This is a genomic window from Flavivirga rizhaonensis (assembly GCF_004791695.1).
GTDB classification, from domain to species: Bacteria; Bacteroidota; Bacteroidia; order Flavobacteriales; family Flavobacteriaceae; genus Flavivirga; species Flavivirga rizhaonensis.
In genome coordinates this window covers 81,158-99,341 of the sequence record NZ_SRSO01000007.1, presented here as the reverse complement: position 1 = coordinate 99,341, position 18,184 = coordinate 81,158, and the positions used below count along the sequence as shown (strand labels likewise).

The window sequence follows — 18,184 nt, the reverse complement described above, 5'->3', positions numbered from 1 at the left end:
CATAGATTTAGATTTATAGAAATACAAGTTATATTTATACTTCATTAAAATTGAAAAATTATGGAAGTAATTTGTGTTGAAGAAAAGGCTTTTTACAAACTTATAGATAAGGTTATAGGTTATGTAGATGAAAAATTGACAAAACAACAAAAAGCACAGTGGAAATGGATTAATGAGGTTGAAGCAATGAGATTACTAAATATTAAATCCAAGACAACTTTGCAAGAATTACGTAACAATGGAAAGATACGTTTTTCGCAACCAAAGAAACGTATCATTCTTTATGATAAAAATTCAATTTTTGAATATTTAGAAAAAAATGCTAGGGAAGTTTTTTAGGTATGAGCCGATTAATTTTGTTAATCGGCTCATTATTTTATGTATTTTTGAGCCAATTATGTAATATTATCGGCTCATGAAATATAATTGGCAACAAAAAGATTGGACAAAATTCAGCTATGATATAAGCAAGCTGGAAGAACGAATATATGCTTTTGCTGAAAAATCTGGTCGTATTAGTGGGATTCTAAAAACAATGCCCAAAGAAGCCCATGTGCAAACGACGATTGATATTCTAGTTGCTGAAGCCATTAAAACATCTGAAATTGAGGGCGAATATCTAAGTCGAAAAGATGTTACCTCTTCTATACGAAATAATTTAGGTCTTAATATCAAAGTAGAACAGGTTAAGGATGAAGAAGCCAAAGGTGTGGCGACATTGATAACAGATGTCCAAAATAGTTATGCTGAGGCCTTAACCAAAGAAAAGCTATTCGATTGGCATAAAATGGTATTTCCCAATGTTAAAAATATTAATGTCGGAGTATGGCGTACCCACGAAGAACCCATGCAAGTGGTATCGGGTAGAATAGATAAACCGACGGTGCATTTTGAAGCACCACCATCTGATAGAGTGCCTTTAGAAATGGAGAATTTCATCAATTGGTTTAATGAGACTTCTCCCAGTGGAGGTAATCCAATTAAACATGCCCCCATACGGTCAGCGATTTCTCATTTGTATTTTGAAACGATACACCCTTTTGAAGATGGGAACGGTAGAGTTGGGCGAGCTATAGCGGAAAAAGCATTATCCCAAACAGTTGGTTATCCACTACTTTTGAGCCTTTCTGTCGCTATAGAAGTTAAGAGAAAAGATTATTATAATGCTTTGAAATTTGGACAAAGTAGTAACGAAATTACAGCTTGGTTAGAATATTTTATTGATGTGATATTACAAGCACAAAGTAATTCAGAAGCTTTGATTGATTTTACATTAAAAAAGACAAAACTATTTGATATTTACCAAAATCAACTTAATGATAGGCAATTAAAAACTATAATGCGTATGTTGCAAGAGGGTCCAAAAGGCTTTGAAGGTGGTATGACTGCTAAAAAATATATGCGCATTACCCAGACATCTAAAGCTACTGCCACGAGAGATTTACAAAAACTGTTAGAGTTAGGTGTTTTTAAAGTTCAGGGGGATGGTCGAAGTACATCTTATCAAATCAAGTTTTAATTGTTAGTACAAGAGTAATAAACCTTCTACAATGCTCCTTGTATGTCAAAAAAACACCTTTCTTAGATTAAGAAATCTAAAAAATTAAATTTCTAAATTATTTTAATAACCCGTTGTGCATTTTAAATAATGCTAATTTTAATATTGTTTATATTTCTATGAAAGACGAACTTGTTAATATATTGAATGGTTGTTAGAGCAGCTATTTTAGATAAGATTCTAGTCTTAAATCCTTGAAAAGACTTAGCATAATTACGTCTTATCATAAATTGGTCGCATAATTGGGAGAACAATGTTTCTATTCTTTTTCTCTTTTTTCTAAAAACATAAGGTTGCCTTTTATAATTTTTTTGATTGCTTCTCATAGGTGTATTTAGCTTTATGTTGCAGGTTTCAAACAAATTGAGCTGTATTTCTGCTGATAAATACCCTCTGTCTCCAATTAAGGTACAATCACTTATTTGGCTTTAATATCTTTGAGATAATTCACATCATGTACAGATGCAGGACTCAAATCAACACTTTGAAAAATACCATTTACAGAGCAAACTGCATGTAGTTTATAACCATAATAATTAGAACTTTGTGCTGCACAATAACCTTTATCTGGAAGTGCATAAGTATCTTATTTACAAATCTTTGAACGAGAGCTTCGTGATAATTTACAAACTTTCAAAGGCATACTATCTACGACGAAATAGTCTTCAAATTCATTGAAATAAGAAGCTAATGTTAATCGAATACTATTGAGATTAGTAGCTAGTTTTCGCCTTCTTCTATTATAGACACTTCTTTCTATTTTTTCTAATATCGCTTTTGGAAGTTTTCTAAACAAGTCATTTTCACTATCTATTCCCATAAATTCAGCTGTTAAACTCAAACTGATGAGTTCTAAGTCGCTAAGTTTTGGTTGACGCCTTTGGTAAGTTAAAAGCTGTTCTTTTGATATTTCTCTTAATACTTCCAATATTCTTTCGTAATTTGCATTTAAGTTGTTCATCGTTAATGTTTTATAGCTAAAACAAATTACTGATTATCAGTAAGATGAACAACTTTTTTCTTTTAAATCATAATGCACAACGGGTTTTAATAAAATAATTTAGCGTTTTCTAAGATAAAAATAAATAATTATAGTTACCCTTAGCTCTCTTGAAAAACTAAATCCTATATCACTGCAAAAACTATATGGGTTCCGGAGGAGGGAGACTTCGATTATACCAAATTAAAGGTTGCAATATGTTAACCATTATAGTAAAAATATCTCATTTTATAATTATAAAAGGGTTTCACAATTTGACAGATATAATTGTATACTATATATAATATTTGGTTCTATCTCATCTAAATATTTTTTATCTTTAATTTTTTTTAAGAAACAGATGATTAATCCTAGGATAACTGTATTTAATCATTCCATTCATTAATTACATAATTTGATTAATTAAATTTATTATTGACAGATGTGAATTGGGACTAATTCGCATCGAAGTCCTTTCGCCTAGACAGAACCATAGTTCACCCCATTCTTTTTTCTAATTATTACGAAATAGAAGTTATGAATCTTCTATTAGATATCTCTCGTCCAAACAATATCTTTTCTCCTAAATAATCAGATTGTAAATCTAAAGGACAGAACCCAGAAATTCAACTAATATGTAAAAGATTGAAAGACTTAACAAAAGTGATGAAATTAAAGTCTCGCTCTGTTGCGGAGGCGAAATAATTGTTCCAAAAGTTCCTCTTGGAGAGAATCAAGCAGCTAATCCATAACCAAAAGTAATCATGAGGTCAATTAGAGGAGGTATCCTCATCAAATTATTAAATATTCTACTTATTATTGATTTAGTTTTTACTATGGACAATTGATAAATCAAATAGACACATTTAAAAAGTATAAGCTATGTTCCTTACCGCACCTATTTAAGCAAAGACAGGTCACAAACGAAAAAACAATACAGAAACAAAGAAAAAATTACTTAACCAAAATGTTAAATTAATATCTTAACTTAGAGCCAACTCAATCCACTTTCGTTTGACAACGTACATTATCGTTTATGTCGAAAAGAATGAGAAAATAAATAAGACTGCCTTTTTCTTTGACTTGAAGCCTATGTAATGCTACAATTCATTGGCAAATCTTGAATTTGATCACTGGGTTAATCTAAAGTGGATAAAAAATATAGAGCCAATAAAAAAATTTAGATATGAAAAAATATAGCAAAATATTATTGATAGCACTTTTAGCAGTTATCTGTTTTCTAGGATGCAAAAAATTAAACAAGGACAAGGATTTAATAGTTTCTGAATCACAAGAAGAACTCTTTTTTGGGGAACTTCCAATTGCCTACTCAGCGGTAAGTCACCTTGCTTATCTTGAGAATCTATATGATGACAACAGTTACAAATTTAATTTAATGTCTTTACCAGCTGGTCCAGATATAGTCGCATCATTGAGAGGAAGTGGAAAAGAAACCGCAGAAGCTGGATCGATTGCAGTTACACCTGTGGTTTATTTAGCTTCTGCAGGATATAACCCGATTGTTTTAGCAACGACTATTACTTCGAATCATAGGGTGCGAATATTTACCACCCGCAGTACAAAAATCTCCGAAAATTATGAAAACCTAAAAGGGAAAAAAATTGGTGTTGTATTGGGAACTGTTGGAGAAATATATCTTTCTAGACTATTGGCGAAGCACAGCCTTTCTGAAAAAGACGTTGTCAGAGTTAATGGAAAGCCTGCTGAGCTTAAAAGATTAGTACTTAGCGGTGACATTGAAGCCGCAGTTTTATGGGATCCTTTTATAACCCAGGCAAAAAAAGAATATAAGGAAGGTATTAAAATAGAAAAATATCAAGACCGAGGACAAGGAGAGGTGCTTTTGGATTCCACACTTTACACATTAGCTTTTAATATTGTTACAACTAAAGAAAAGTTAAGAAACAATCGAGATGAGTTAGTTGAAATGTTGGAAGACTTAATTAAAGCTAGTGAATTAATTAAAGAAAACAAAACTGGCTCGCAAAGAAAGTTAGAGCAATGGCTTAATCTAGAAGCAGGTGATTTAGATGACTTCATGAATACGACCAATTTTGAAGTTTACCTAAATACTTCATTAATGGAAGAATGGATTGAATCTGAATACACATGGTTAAAAGGATTGAAGCCAGAAATAGTTTTGCCAAAAGATTATTCCGTCTTCATCGATGAATCACTTCTTAAAGAAATTGATGAAACTAGGGTTAAATAGTATAATAGGACTAGTGAAATTTAAAAAGGCATTTCAATTTATATTAGGATTCATCCTATTATTTATATTTATTGAATTTCTTTCTTATGCGTTTTTCTTACCAGATTCTGGATCAATATTAATTGCATTAAAATTCTTATTTAATGAAGGTATTTTGCTACATGACATATCCGTATCAAGTGCTAGATGGATAATTGGTTGGTCAGTTGGGTCTTCTCTCGGTATTCTATTTGGAATTATAACGGGACGAAATAAGATTATTGCTACTTTTATTGAAGGGTTCATCCTCATTTTAAGAGCCGTCCCTTTCATAGCCCTCGTGCCGTTGGTTATATATATATTTGGATTAGCAGAATCAGGAAAGTTTTTTATCATAGGATGGGCTTCATTTAGCGTCACTTGGGCTGTAATCCACGAAAGTTCGAGAAAAGTATCTCAAATGATATATTGGAGATCTCGTAGTCTAGGGGTTAATAAAATATCTTGGATATTTAAAATAATGCTTCCACATATTAATAGCTCGATTCTTTCCGCCCTAAGGACGTCATTAAGTTTAGGCTTAATTGTAGTCGCTGTGGCGGAATTAAGTGGAGTATATGAATATTCGGCAAGTCATTGGTGGAGCGAGGGTATTGGCTATAGGATTTTTAGGGCTTCTGATCAGGCACGAGACGATATAATGATGGCCTCAATTTTAGTGTTCTCATTTCTCGGTATTACCTATGATTTTATTCTTTCGTCAACTTGGAAAATGCTCTCCTCTGTTCGATATTACTTTAAAAAGAAAAGCATAATTAAAAAAATTAAGATGCTAACTGAAGTTAGCACTAATAAACAAGAAATTTTATTAACGAGTGCAGCCGATTTGGAAATTAGAAACCTGTCAGCTCGGTATTCAGATTTTAAAGTTTTTGATGATTTCAATGTAGAGTTGAAAACTGGCTCTGTTCTTTCAATTGTGGGTGAAAGTGGTTCAGGAAAATCCACATTATTGAAATCAATAGGTCATTTTAATAATGGGGATCTTCAAAGTATAGGAACCGTCCTGTTAAATTCAAATGAAATTGATAAGGTATCATCATCAATTGGCATAGTCTTTCAAGAACCAGCACTTTTTGATAATCTTACAATATGGGAAAATGTAATTATAGGTAATAATATTCGGGCCATTGAAGATAAGATATTAGCCCTTAATTTGATTAAAAATTTCGGGTTATTGGATAAATTAACTGAAAAAGCCTCTAATTTATCAGGTGGACAACGTCAACGATTAGCACTAGCATCTGCCATTGCGAATAAACCACTTCTCCTTTTATTAGACGAACCGTTTGGGGCTTTGGATGCTATTACAAGACACAAACTACAGAGGTTTTTTAATGAAAAAATCAATGGGAAAATAACGTCGGTTTTTGTTACTCATGATATCAATGAGGCTATAATTATTGGAAATAAAGTTATAGTTGGTCTGAAAAAAGGTAAGAAAGAGTTCATTATTAATAATGAAAAAGATGTCTCAGGTTTTGAGTTTACCGAACAATTTGTAGGTTTAAAAAAGAGTATTTTAAGTGCCTTGGAGAATGACTAAAATTACAAGATTAAGTTTGGATAAGCCTGTTAGGTTTTGGATTATCTTATAAAATTGACCGCTAATGAACTTTTCTCTGCCTAAAGCCCGTATAGTTCTTTATACTGGATTTGCAATATGAGTTATATCACCATAAGTTATGGGGAATTTCAACAGCTCTAATTGATTTGTTTAAGTTTTCTTCACTTGGTGTCTTATTCTTTTTAGCCAAACACCCAGTTACAATTGGAAATAATAATAGAATAGTAATTATTATGCCTATAAACAATTTTTTTTTTGATTTTGTCGGGTTACTATATATTATTTCAGTTTTATTCCGCAACAATTTTAATCCTTCATCATATGAATGCACTTCAATCCTAACTTTATTGTTGTCTTTATCTCCTTTCTCAATAGCACTTGCAACCGATCTTAATGATGTTAACATAATATATAAAGCTAAACCAAAGAAAAAATAACTTAATAGCTTAATTAAAAAAAAGCAAGTAAATTCCAAAGGGATAATATTAACTGAGCTATACGATTCACCTATAAACCATAAACAAATTTTCTTCAGAGACTCGCCGAAATTATAATCATTATGCAGATAATCAACAAAAACAAGGTAAATGATGGAGCTTAGAAACATTAATAATACATTTCTCAATTCTCCAATAATTGCTAGCGCTTCTCTTAAAATTGCCCCAAGAGGCCATGGTGTTAAGTGATAATTTTTAGACATCTTTATGAACTTTTAATCTTTAAATAATTATTTCATTTGCGGTGAGTCTCCGACCTTTGAATCAGCAAGAATATTCAGCAAAATCCTATTAGTTATTTCAGAACTATTCTCGATTTTATTTATTCTGGATTCCAAAATATTCGAAATATTTTTCCAAAAGTCTTGCCAGAAATTTTCTGGAGATTTATCTAATTTATTAAAATAATTGGAATTAATTATTTCTTTTCTAAAGAGCATGAATTCTTTTGTATAAATAATATTTCTATAAACTTCACCGTCACATTTTTTGTGTAAATAATCTTCAAATGATAAAAAGTCAAAAATCCTCAAATTGTCTTGTAACCTATTAATATCATTAGCAAATAACACTTTATATATTTTATCTTTAGTATCATACGCTAAAAGTGTATTTAATATAATTGAATCGAAGAGCTTAAAGTTTAGTTTTTTATCACCATCTTCAACATACTTCGGAATCTCATATATTGAAATTTTATCACCTCCAGAAGTTATTTTTCTAATAAGGTTTTTTTTAAAGTTTTTCTCTTTACCTCTAATTACTAAAACTGTAGAATTTGGTTCGATACTACTTTCAATATTTTTTGAAAGATCAGATAAATCTGCATAAAATTCTCTCACACTTATGTCAATCGAAGGAACGTAAATAATGAAAGAACTATTAAAATATTTTGTATGTTCTTTAATATTAAATTTATCCTTCAATATTTTTAACTTAAGAGGTTGACTCCAGTTTAAAGTCATAGCGAATTTATGGTCATTACCATTAGTGCTAAGAACATCATTGATGTTATCATAATTTGGATGTTTGGACCATCCATTAATAAATACTTCCGTTTCATCAAAAATGATTACAAGTCTATCAGATTTTTCAAATACACTTTTAATTTCTCTTAAAAACTCAAATAACCTAAATTCTTTCTTATTTGAGACTTTAACCACTGGTATATTAGAAAAGGGTGCTAAATAGTATTTTTCATGTGAATACTTTTTCCAGTCAATGTAACTTTCTTTCAATCTTTCCGTATATGTTTCTTTATTAAGCCCAAATAGATGAGCTTTATCACAAATCAATGGAGAGAAAATCTTTGTTTTAATTTGCTTCGATAATGGATATCTAAACGATAGAATCATACTCAACACCTCTTTTCTATGAATAGAGGCAAAATGCGAAATAATACCAAAACAAATTTGAGGATACAAGGCTATTAATGAAAACATCTCAAACAGTTCTGGTGCACGAGTTAAAGTTGTTGTTATTTCAGAAAGATCAGAGTAAACTTCCCTGAAAAAAGATTTAGCATTTTCTTCTAATTCTCTATTTTTGTTTTGAAGATTTGTATTGGATTTTGAAGTTTTTATTAATGAATGTATTTCACTTTCTATTTTTAAGGACTCTTTATAGAAATCACTTGTTTTATTAATTATTTCTATCTCTGCGGAATCCAATTTCGTATTTGCGGATTTTATATTTTGACCATTATATTTATCAATTATCTCTTTTGAATTATTATAATTAATTGAAGAATTTTTATTAATAATTCCTCCAAAATAAATTGAGGCAATTTTAATCGGTTCAATAATATTTTTCAATTCAAGAATTTTTGAAGATAAAGCGAATAAGCCACCCTTCCAAAATTCTTCGGTAAAATCAGAATCCCTAAAGGTATCCAAACCAGGGGACGTTAATGCTAAATCTAATAGTACAATATTTGGTTTATATTCTTTAAAATCAGAATTTTCCAGAATGATTTTTAAATCGTTCAAACCAATTGCTCTTACTACTTTATTGTCAAGAAGACTACAAGAATAACGTAATTCAAAGGTTGTCTTATCAGCATTGAAAACAGCATCAATTACGGCTCTATCAAGTGGATTATTATCAATCAAAACAACTTTTAACTTTTTCTCGTTACCCATTATATTTGTCATTAGGAATATTAATTTCCATTTAATAATTTTGGTTTCAACAGTGATCTAAAATTGGATAAAAGTTTTTCATCTTTCCAATTGTATAGTGTACAATATTTGCGATCATTAAAAGCTTTAGAAAGTTCGAAAAGGTTCCATGGTGAGATTTCAACATTATCTGTTGAAACCATTAATAATGGGCAATTTGTTAACTTTCTGCGCAATAGACTAGTAAGGCGAAGACTTAATAAAGTATTATCTTTACAGCTAAAACTTAATAAGTTGTCCATATTATCTTCTGATGGATTCCACTTGCAATTATTTATGACTCCTTCTTTTTTCGGTAATAAAAAAGCGTCAATAATAACAATATTATATAAGTTCAATTTGTACGAATCAATTACTTTCTTAATAAGAAAGTAGAGATGTGGCAATTCATTTGATGTTTTATTTTTGACTGGTATTATGTTTATAATTGATTCATTCCATAGTTGCTTGATTAAGGGATCCATATTAACGAGTCCGGAATTCGCTTCTGGGATAATATATAAAATCTGATATTCTTTATTCTTACTTGCCATACTATTGCATTGATTTCGGAAAATAGAACTTCGTTTTTAGATATAGGCTATTAAGTTCGAATTCTCCAAAGATATTTTTATTTTCGTATTGATCATCTTGTTCGGTTGAACCCCATAATTCATTGAGATATTGAGCAAAAGCGATTAAACCTCTTCCTCTATGTTCATGTTGGAAACCAGATTGATCAATTTTTGAATTTGCAATTATCTTTAATTTATTTTTTATTTGTTCAAATTCTTGTGTGCTGGATGGTTTTTTAAAGAGTCCATTCAATATTTGAAGAATTTCGTTATCCATTGTCGGATTAGTACATATAAATTGAAGCATTAAACATGAATTTTTGCTTTCATCTTCTGAAATTTCAATAGCTATTTTAATACCATCTGACACTGAAATTTCTGAATGGAGTAGTGAATTCTCAATAATATTCCAAAGATGCATTGTGATAATCGTTTCGTTACCAATAACAAAAGCATTTTCATGTTCAATATATTCACCTTTCTCTATTGTTATATGCTCGTCCTTATTTAATTGCTCTCTAATTGACCCACTTTTTGGTTTGTTTCTAAACGTGTCGAATAGTTCAGTAAGTATATTCTTATTATTTACACCATCATATTGGTCAGTAAAACCATTTATATAAAGTGGTTTTACCTTTTCAAAAACCTGCTCAAGTGTTTCACAAATACCTCTAAGGTTTGCTCTAGTACCATTGTTCATAGCTTCTTTTGATTCAGAATATTGTTTTAGTTGCTGTTGTCCAATACCAGACAGAAACCATGCGGCTTCAGTATTCTTGACAATGGTTTCAATGCCTTTATTTTTATTCTTCTCAAAATTATTACTTGTATTTAAGATATCAATTAAAAAATATTCTAATGGTTTAAAAACAAATTTTGGCAATGCGTGTCTTAACATTTCTCTTTGAGTAGCAGCTTCCTGTTCTGCTTTATATGAATTTTGAATATTTGATAAATGCTCAATAAATAATGAAGAAAACAGTTGATAAGCTATAGACATCCATCCTTCAATAGCATCCATCGGAAGAGGTATAGGCTTTTTAAAAGACAGGTACATTACGCTTACTTGTTTACCGAATACGATTGGAATTACATATTGACAATCTGCGAACATAAATTTTTTGAGAAGACAGAAGTGTTGTAAAATTATATAGGCTTCGTCGTATCTATCCTTAGGAATGTTTAACTTTTTAGCAAATCTCGTAATGATATTCAGAACATCTTGATTAATCATTTCACTGAGAATCATTTTCGAAATTTTATCCCAAGTTGCTATGAGTTTACTAACTATTGCATCATTATCGTATTCTTCAGGCTGAGCTAAATCTGATGATGAATATTCCTTTAACATAAAACCCCAAAAGCAATCAAATTCATCTAAAGTCATGACAAATGAATGAATATCTGTACTTTCATTAGGTTTCATAGCATCACTAGGGTCAAAAATAATTTCAATTGGTTTAAGGATGTCATGATTCTGTTCAAATGTAGTATGGTTTAGGTATTCATGATATTGATCCCGTATGAAATCAACTACCGTATTAAGGTTTCTTTCTTCTCTAAAATAATTTATGCTTCTCGTAAATAACAAATCCCATACACCGTCAGAATAGTTTCTACATAATTTGACATCTTCCGATAAATTATCTTCATCTATTACTTCATTACCTTGTATATTTGTTCTTCCATGATTAATAAAAAATTGTTTGTTTAATCCAATTCCTCCCATATCCATAGAAGGCTCTCCATTGTTTCTTATAAAGTCTGCAAATTCTTTATCATCTGCACACAGTAGTTGTATATTCCTTTTATCCTTTTCATAAAGCCTTCCAGACGGTTGCCAATAATTCCAACCCATCCATATTACATTATTATTATCAAATTGTTTAACAAAACCCTCTGTATAGAGTTTGGTAATCTTTTGTTTAATCTTATTATTACCAGCCCAAATTTCGTACTTTTCAAGTTCCCTTAAAGCATCAAGACAGGTTTTTGGTCTATATCCATAAGCAATCGCTGGAGCAATTGGTAATAGCGGGTTAGGCAGAAAAGTATTGGCTTTAAATTCTGGATTTTGCCTCATCCTAGCTATAATGGGTTCTAAATTTCGATATTCCTTCGCAATCTCATGTAAACATTTTCCGATTTCCATCATTAATATATTTAGATTTAGGCTCTAGTAGTTTGCATATTAGTTTAGCTGACTTGAATCATATTCACTAAATCTATTCAAAGTCAATTTATCAAGAACAATTGATTCAAATAGTCCCAAATACCTTCTTAGCTGAGAAGTTTGTATCTCACCTGGAATAATTATCGCAGTTGAAATGTTAATAGTAATTTTTACTAAATTTGCTTTTTTTAGTCCAGCATACATGAAATCGACCCCATTACACTCATGAGTGAATCTGCTGTACTGATAATTTATAGTGTCAAAAAAATTCTGCATCACGTTATTGACTAGTCCGTCAATTTTTTTTGAATTCTTCATTCACTAAAACGTAGTTATTTATCAAAAATAACGGATTTTCACGCACTAACTTTTCAGTTTATTACTTACCTATATTTTCTGTTTCATACTATTTATTAGTTGAAACAAAAGCCAAATGTCAGTTTTTAATTACCACATTCAAATATAATTAAAAAAAACAATACTCAAACGCAAAATGTTCTTGGGCCTCAATTGGTAGCGGAAACAGAACTCAAACTATTAATTAAAGTGTTATTGAACATGAAAAAATCTAAGAACACATTTCGTTTTGAAAATAATTTTTCGCTTTTTATATCGGAACATTTGATATTTTAAAAAATGGGAACACTTAATTTCACTGGAAAAAGTCTAATAGGTGTTGGAGTTTTGGGAAAGTCAATTTAATATAGTCCTTACTTTGCTTTGTATTTTTTACAATCCAAATTAAATATGAAGCTTCTCCTAATAGTACAACTATTGGCGCTTATTGGATTATTAAATTTCTGATTATCCAATGATTAATCATTACAAAATCAAGAAAAGGTCTTATTAAAATATAAATTTATCTTTTAAAATAATTTTCGTTAATTTACAATAGAACATTTTGCTACTTAAAAAAGTGGTTACCCTATGAGTTACCCTAAGGAAACTTAAAAAGCGGGAACCCTTGTTATTACTGATAAAATTTAAAGGTCAGCGGAGCCTCTTTCTTCATTTTACGTGACTTTGGTTAAACAATAATTTGCAAATACGAAAGTCAAATCACGCTTCAAAGTCTCATAAAGTTAGTACATTTTTGATGAAATATTGCACACCTAATTGCACACCTTTTTATTGGTTTTAAATGGTTTTATTTAGCATCAAAAAAAATGCATAAAAACAAAAAACACTGAAAATCAAATGATTAACAGTGTTTTGTTTTGACCTATTTCTAGGTTCGTCGGGGTGGCAGAGTTAAAACCCTATCCACATTCCCTTATATACCAGTACTTTATATCTTAATTTCCAAAATAGGACATCAATTAAGACATCAATGTGAGCGTTTTACGCTTTCTAAGTAACAAATCTAACTAAATGATACCAAATAACAACATTCAGAACCAAATAAAATTGGACTTTATTAATAGATGTTTTATCAATATTACACTAACCGCTCCTCCAAAGCATTCTTCCATTTATAGAACCCTTTTTTATCTTTATTATAGTCGTGAATGATTTTGCTGAAATTTTCTTTTTCAGTTTCTAAAAACGATTGACGGCCATTATTGCGAATCCAATTCAGTTTCTGATTTATTAGCTCCAATTCCTTTTTGAATTGAGTGGTTTCTTTGGAAAGGTGCCAAACATAGGTAGCTTCCTTAGTATCTAATGTTTCTAAAACGATATGATATTTCTGTATGCCTTCCAATAAGAATACAAATGAAAACGGATATAGGACAAACCTGATTTTCAATTTTTCATATTCATGATTCTTTGCTAAGTACAAAAGCTGTCCTTGGTGAACATAACTGTTATTCTTCAATAGAATTTCCAAGAGATTGCCTTCCGAGCCAAAGAAAGTTCCAACCATTATGGAAACTTCATCTGGATTTTCTTCATTTTTAGGTTTCTGGTTTTTGATAAAATGTTGTTCAACAAATTGAAATTTCACACTATCCACTATTTCTTTATTAATACGGTCAATGTCTTCTGAAGTACCAATCTGTGAAACAATTACACCATTTTCATATCCAACCTGAATGTGAACACGAATCGATTTAGAATTTAAAATTTTAGAAAAATAAGGTTTCAATACTTCAAATTCAGGTAGCATTTCTTCATTTTCGATTTCAAATTCAAGCGAGTTCTGGTTTGATAATTTATATGAAAAACAGACCATTCCATAATGAAAATCTAAGTCGTTAATTGCAACTTTTATAACTTTATCAATATCGCTTAGCCTTGGTTTGTCTTCAGTGAATTCTTTTAAATCATCAAATAGCGTAGCCTGTCTGTCTAGATTTCGATAATAAGCGTTTCTTTTTAAAAAAAGCTTGTTCAAATACAGAATTTGTTTATCTCGATAATCATAAATAATAGGTGTTAATTCAGAGCGTTGTACTCTTCCAATATACTGGATTAGTTTACCTTTAAAGGCAAAGGGATAAACTAAAAACAAGCAGGATATGCTTTGGATATCCACCCCTTCTCCAAAGAATTGTCCCGTAGTGATAATGGCTTGATAATTACCCTGTTCAATGCTTTTCCATTTTATGGTACGTGAAGTAGCATTGTCATCGCCGGAAATTGGAATAATTTCAAAGCGGTTCTTCAGATATTGATACAATGTTTGAATATGCTCTTTTCGTTCCGTGATGATTACTGCTTTTCTACCATTATTTATTTCATTTTCAACATCGTTTAAAATCAATCTATTCCTTTCCGAATCGTGGATTAATATTTTGGAAAGTGTTTCAAAATGGTCAGTTTTGGAGTTAAAGGGAATATTAAGATTGGTTTCTCGAATTACTATTCTTGCTTTTTTGTAATGTTCTATTTCTTGAGGTGTGATTTCAGAAATGATATTTCCCAAATAAACGAACAATAGTTTTTCATCATTGTTTCTCCGAAAAGGTGTTGCTGTTAGCCCATATTGATAATAGGGAGCGAGTTGATGAATAACTTCTCGAAATGATTTGGCTGGAATATGATGGCATTCGTCAATAATAATGGTGCCAAAGGAGAATGCTAATTTTTTAGTATCATTCTCATTGGATAATTTCTTCGCCAATGTTTGGATTAATGCCACCGTTATGTGCTTCCCGATTTTCATTTTTCCTTGACCGATTTTGCCTATTTCCCTTTTTGGAATACCGAAGAACGTTTCAATTCTATCTATCCATTGTTCGGCAATCTGTTTTCGATGGGTAATGATTAATGCTGGTTGTTTCTTTTGCTCGATAATTTTTAGTCCTACGATAGTTTTTCCCGAACCTGGTGGTGCGACAATAATTCCAAAATCTTTTTTTGATGCTATTTCTACGGGATGATATTGGTGCTTTAGCAATTGAATTGAGGATAAAAACCCAACATTGTTCAACTGTTTTCTTTGGTCTAAAAATTCATAATCAATATGTTGCTGTTTACAGTACCGAATCAGTTGACCGATAAACCCTTTTGGGATTTCAATAGTGTTTTCAGTTTCATCAATAAGTTTAAAATATCGCTCCGTTTTCCAAGTGCTTCTTCCTGCTTTCTTTTTAATCGCATAATCAGCGTTGAAAAAATTTAATTGGTCTTTAAGGAAATTAACTATTGGAGAGGTTAAGCTATTCCGATGGATTACAATACTGTTTTTTAAAATAATCTGTAATTTTCCAGCATCGGAAATATTATTTTTGAAAAGAGCTTTTGTGACCTCCTTTTGCTTAGGTAATTTTTCTAAAACGCTATCCAAATGAGTAGTCGAAACTCTCTTGATGGTTTTTAAAAATTGCCATTGATTTTGATAAGGAGTAAATGTCTCAAGGTCTATAAAGCAAGAATTGCCATTTCTTAAGGTTTTTCCTTGAAGTGGGAGAGCAATCAAATTTCCAAACCCCTTACCTGATAAATAATCTTGATTTGGAAACAATCTGTCAAAACTTGTGTTTTTGTCAAATAGGGAAAAAATACCTGCTTGCTCAAATAACTTCAATACAATCTTTCTACTTTTTGTAGCTGGGTATGGTCGTTCAAAAAACACCCAAACATGTCCGCCGTTCCCTGAACGAGAACGCTCTAAATAGGCTGGTATTTTATTTTCTCGGCAAATTTGAATAGCTTTTTTTGATTGCTTTTGCCAATCCTTTTTATCAAAATCGGCAACAATAAACCAAGAGGTGTTATCTTTTAAAAGCGGATAAATACCTGTAAATTTTTCGCCTTTTAGGTGTTTTGATAATTGATGCTCGTCTAGTTTTAAATAGGTTTTATCTTTATAGTCTTTGAATGTGCCTCCTTTTTGCTTGTGTAGGCGATACATGTAAGGATCATAATGATAGGCAGGCATATAACCGCTTTTATTGCCTTTTTCCCATCGCAATGCAAATACATCATCGCGCCCTTTGAATAAGGATTTTATGAGTTGTATTTGTTCTTCGAGTTTCATTTTTCGGTGGGAAAATAGCTTATTCAGTGCAATACTTTCTCCAAAGAAGCAAGTGTAAGCTTATATTTTTCGGGATTACCGCTTTTAAGTTTAATAAGGTTCTGTAGCTTCCATTGAACAGAAGGGAATTTTTCAAAATCATATATGCTCCAATCAGGTGTTCCTTTGCTAAAACCTATTATAAACTCTTTGTCCTTTTCGGTTAAGTTTTGATGAATTATATATACCAATTCCTTCCGACTCTTTTCAAAATCTTCATAGGTAAATGGCTCTGTGCTCATACCTTCAAATTGGTTGACCAAAGTTTCTCTCTGGTCAATAAAATTGGGATACAACATTTCATTTAGGGGGCGGTTGCTACTTAATAGGCATAACATAAAACCCTTTTTAATGTCGTTGGTAAATCCTTCATTTTGCAACAGGTATTTTACATCGAACAAATCCCTAGGGTGTTGGCGGTCTAATGCGGCACAGATTTTTCCACCGTACAATTGCCCTATGGGAACTACTGAAACAGTACAGAAAGCATCAAATTCCTCTTGGGATTTTTCGCATAACGGCAACGTTACTGTTTCATCCATAACTCCTCTATTGATTTGGTTCACCTCTATTTTTATCTGTGCTTTTACAGTAGAAATTTGAAGCTTTAAAGTTTCCCTTTTCAATGAAACTACAGCTCTTGGCAGAATTTTTTCAAGTTTTATTTTTATACCGCCTAGGGTATCAATAATATTCTTAAAGGACGTTTTTCTATCTTCTATGGGGATATAGGTCAAATCAATGTCAACGGACAACCTGGGCATATCCCTTACAAATAGATTGATGGCCGTACCCCCGTGCAGTGCAAAAACGGATTCTTTTGCTACTTCTGGTAACACCTGTAACAATAGGGAAACCTGATGCTTATAATTACTCATAATTTTGCAGTGCTTTAGGGATAGTGATACGGTATTTGGATATATAGACACCTTCCTTTACCAATGAGCGTTTCCCTTTTCCAAGGTTTATTTTTTCCAATTCTATGTACTTAAACCAATCGTGTTTCGCTTTTTCTGCCATATATAAAAAAAGGCGTTTTACTTTTATGGAAGTGCATTTTTCCAGAAGTTCCTGTACCTGCTTTGGTCGGAGATTATTAAGCCCCTCCATTATTTCGTAGCATTCGACCAGTTCTTGTTTTTTGGGCACTAAATACAGGCATTCCAATAAGGCTCTTACTGGGTTGGATACCAACAAGCTAAAAGCTCCCTGTTCCAAGGTTTGCAACCCTATTTTGGGAGGAAGAAACGAAGAACCATGGTAATTGACTTTTAAACCCCAGTCGTAGTTGGAGAACCAAGCAGGTAGTTTTTCTTTACTGCTACCAAATAATACTATTTGTTTTGTGGATAGCTCCAAATAATGGGCTTTCCCTAATAAAGATAATGCTGTTTTTCCTCCAAGATGGATATTCAAGTTAGCTTGTCGCTGCAATGAAAACAATGCACCTTGATAGGTAAGTGTATCACCCGTCCGCATCCAAGCTCCTCTTCCTATGGAATATATCCAATTGCTCTTCTTATAGCGATTTAACAATTGTGTAGAGAATCCGTTTTCCATTAACCACGAACTCAAATACACAGCTCCCGAAGGCTGCGAATTTAGAAGATAGTTTATTTTTTGCTCTTTTTCCAAACTAATAGTTTCTGTTTTTAACTTTTTTTAAACTTTAAAAATCTAGATTAAGTTTATTTTTATTCAAATATACAAACTAATAGTTTGTGTATTAAAGTATTTTTAAACATATTTTTGATAAAAGTGAGTGCTTTTTTTATAAAAAGTATAGTAATAGAGAGTATTCATACAATATTATCGAAATATAAACGTCGCAAAATATTTCTCGGAAAAGGGACAGCATAAAGCCATCGCTACATCCCACGCTTGTTTATTCCGTTTCCTTCCCACTCCAAAATTTTGTCTTCCGTTTGGGTTCTGCTCA

General features: G+C 31.4%; 11 protein-coding genes and 1 pseudogene. 4 read left to right on the top strand and 8 right to left on the bottom strand.

The window, feature by feature from the left end:
- The first annotated feature begins 60 nt into the window (after positions 1 to 60).
- Entirely contained in the window at positions 61 to 339 is a 279-nt protein-coding gene (locus EM932_RS06835; RefSeq protein WP_135876436.1) for a helix-turn-helix domain-containing protein, read from the top strand.
- Between the two features lie 76 nt (positions 340 to 415).
- The gene (locus tag EM932_RS06830) at positions 416 to 1,519 is read left to right on the top strand and encodes a Fic family protein (protein WP_135876435.1); all 1,104 of its coding nucleotides are present in this window, start codon (positions 416 to 418) and stop codon (positions 1,517 to 1,519) included.
- Positions 1,520 to 1,641: 122 nt separating this feature from the next.
- Here EM932_RS06830 and EM932_RS06825 read toward each other — a convergent pair.
- A pseudogene (locus EM932_RS06825) lies at positions 1,642 to 2,519 on the bottom strand (IS982 family transposase).
- 1,204 nt (positions 2,520 to 3,723) lie between these two features.
- Here EM932_RS06825 and EM932_RS06820 point away from each other — a divergent pair.
- Together EM932_RS06820 and EM932_RS06815 are read left to right on the top strand one after the other, a co-directional pair.
- Positions 3,724 to 4,770 carry an ABC transporter substrate-binding protein gene (locus tag EM932_RS06820; protein WP_135876434.1) on the top strand — a complete coding sequence of 349 codons (1,047 nt, stop codon included), beginning with the start codon at positions 3,724 to 3,726 and terminating at the stop codon, positions 4,768 to 4,770.
- On the top strand, positions 4,751 to 6,355 hold the full coding sequence (locus EM932_RS06815; protein ID WP_170179746.1) for an ATP-binding cassette domain-containing protein: 1,605 nt from the start codon (positions 4,751 to 4,753) through the stop codon (positions 6,353 to 6,355). The genes EM932_RS06820 and EM932_RS06815 overlap by 20 nt, the downstream gene beginning before the upstream one ends.
- Positions 6,356 to 6,482: 127 nt before the next feature.
- Here the strand turns inward: EM932_RS06815 and EM932_RS06810 are convergent, their stop codons facing one another.
- The 7 genes from EM932_RS06810 to EM932_RS06780 all read right to left on the bottom strand — a co-directional run bounded on the left by EM932_RS06810 (position 6,483) and on the right by EM932_RS06780 (position 17,880).
- Positions 6,483 to 7,076 carry a hypothetical protein gene (locus EM932_RS06810; protein ID WP_135876432.1) on the bottom strand — a complete coding sequence of 198 codons (594 nt, stop codon included), beginning with the start codon at positions 7,074 to 7,076 and terminating at the stop codon, positions 6,483 to 6,485.
- A 27-nt stretch (positions 7,077 to 7,103) separates the two neighbouring features.
- Positions 7,104 to 9,026, bottom strand: a complete 1,923-nt coding sequence (locus tag EM932_RS06805) for a hypothetical protein (protein ID WP_135876431.1) — start codon at positions 9,024 to 9,026, stop codon at positions 7,104 to 7,106.
- Positions 9,027 to 9,034: 8 nt separating this feature from the next.
- Complete coding sequence (locus tag EM932_RS06800; RefSeq protein WP_135876430.1) at positions 9,035 to 9,586, bottom strand: hypothetical protein; 552 nt, start codon at positions 9,584 to 9,586, stop codon at positions 9,035 to 9,037.
- 1 nt (position 9,587) lies between these two features.
- A complete protein-coding gene (locus tag EM932_RS06795; RefSeq protein ID WP_135876429.1) occupies positions 9,588 to 11,762 on the bottom strand; it encodes a hypothetical protein in 2,175 nt (724 codons plus the stop codon).
- A gap of 1,456 nt (positions 11,763 to 13,218) precedes the next feature.
- Positions 13,219 to 16,206 (bottom strand): DEAD/DEAH box helicase, encoded by a 2,988-nt coding sequence (locus EM932_RS06790; protein ID WP_211344263.1) that lies wholly within the window; start codon positions 16,204 to 16,206, stop codon positions 13,219 to 13,221.
- A gap of 23 nt (positions 16,207 to 16,229) precedes the next feature.
- A complete protein-coding gene (locus EM932_RS06785) occupies positions 16,230 to 17,123 on the bottom strand; it encodes a nucleotidyl transferase AbiEii/AbiGii toxin family protein (protein ID WP_135876428.1) in 894 nt (297 codons plus the stop codon).
- Positions 17,116 to 17,880: a type IV toxin-antitoxin system AbiEi family antitoxin gene (locus EM932_RS06780; protein ID WP_246040949.1), complete on the bottom strand. Its 765-nt coding sequence runs from the start codon at positions 17,878 to 17,880 to the stop codon at positions 17,116 to 17,118. The genes EM932_RS06785 and EM932_RS06780 overlap by 8 nt, the downstream gene beginning before the upstream one ends.
- Positions 17,881 to 18,184 lie beyond the last annotated feature (304 nt).

Coding starts and splice junctions, on each gene's coding strand:
- EM932_RS06830 (WP_135876435.1), top strand. CDS start 416: ATGAAATATAATTGGCAACAAAAAGATTGGACAAAATTCAGCTATGAT.
- EM932_RS06790 (WP_211344263.1), bottom strand. CDS start 16,206: ATGAAACTCGAAGAACAAATACAACTCATAAAATCCTTATTCAAAGGG.
- EM932_RS06805 (WP_135876431.1), bottom strand. CDS start 9,026: ATGACAAATATAATGGGTAACGAGAAAAAGTTAAAAGTTGTTTTGATT.
- EM932_RS06800 (WP_135876430.1), bottom strand. CDS start 9,586: ATGGCAAGTAAGAATAAAGAATATCAGATTTTATATATTATCCCAGAA.
- EM932_RS06835 (WP_135876436.1), top strand. CDS start 61: ATGGAAGTAATTTGTGTTGAAGAAAAGGCTTTTTACAAACTTATAGAT.
- EM932_RS06815 (WP_170179746.1), top strand. CDS start 4,751: ATGAAACTAGGGTTAAATAGTATAATAGGACTAGTGAAATTTAAAAAG.
- EM932_RS06810 (WP_135876432.1), bottom strand. CDS start 7,076: ATGTCTAAAAATTATCACTTAACACCATGGCCTCTTGGGGCAATTTTA.
- EM932_RS06795 (WP_135876429.1), bottom strand. CDS start 11,762: ATGATGGAAATCGGAAAATGTTTACATGAGATTGCGAAGGAATATCGA.
- EM932_RS06820 (WP_135876434.1), top strand. CDS start 3,724: ATGAAAAAATATAGCAAAATATTATTGATAGCACTTTTAGCAGTTATC.
- EM932_RS06785 (WP_135876428.1), bottom strand. CDS start 17,123: ATGAGTAATTATAAGCATCAGGTTTCCCTATTGTTACAGGTGTTACCA.